This window comes from Thorsellia kenyensis (assembly GCF_042432445.1).
Taxonomy (GTDB): Bacteria; Pseudomonadota; Gammaproteobacteria; order Enterobacterales; family Thorselliaceae; genus Thorsellia; species Thorsellia kenyensis.
This window is the reverse complement of the sequence record NZ_JBHLXE010000119.1, coordinates 1-544: the sequence shown is the minus strand read 5'-3', so window position 1 is coordinate 544 and position 544 is coordinate 1. Positions and strand designations below refer to the sequence as shown.

1 protein-coding gene is annotated in these 544 nt (G+C 36.8%); it reads left to right on the top strand.

Annotated elements, in window-relative coordinates; all coding sequences use genetic code 11:
- A partial coding sequence (locus ACFFIT_RS13235) for a group II intron maturase-specific domain-containing protein (RefSeq protein ID WP_385878402.1) occupies positions 1–498 on the top strand: 498 nt, incomplete at its 5' end.
- Positions 499–544: the final 46 nt, after the last annotated feature.

Genomic DNA, 544 nt, shown 5'->3' with positions numbered 1-544 from the left:
AATTGTAAGTTAGAGCTGCACCCTGAGAAGACAAAAATAGTAAATTGTGATGCGAGAACAAATAAGCACGCAAAATACAACAAATTTGACTTTTTGGGGTTTACTTTTAGACGTAGAAGAGCAATAAATTCAAGAACTAATCAAGTATTTACAGGGTTCTTGCCTGCTGTCAGCGATCAAAAGAAAAATGCAATCAAGCAAAGAATCAAGGCTTTTAATTGGCAAGCACTACTACCAAAAGGGCTGGATAATGTTGCGAGAGTAATTAATCCCTATATCAGAGGCATTATTAACTATTATAGTAAATTCTATCCATCAGAACTTGAAGACATATGGCACGTCCTTGACGGACGATTAGTCAAATGGATTATGAGGAAAAGGAAAAACTATAAGGGCAAGAAAACTAAAACCTATAAGCTGATCGAAGAGTTAAAATCTAGTCCACGCTTTGGAAGACTTTTTGCTCATTGGCATCTAATGCAATCAAAAAGACATTAAACTAGCATAGCACGCTGGAGGTTAGGTTAGAAGAGCCGTATGAGCC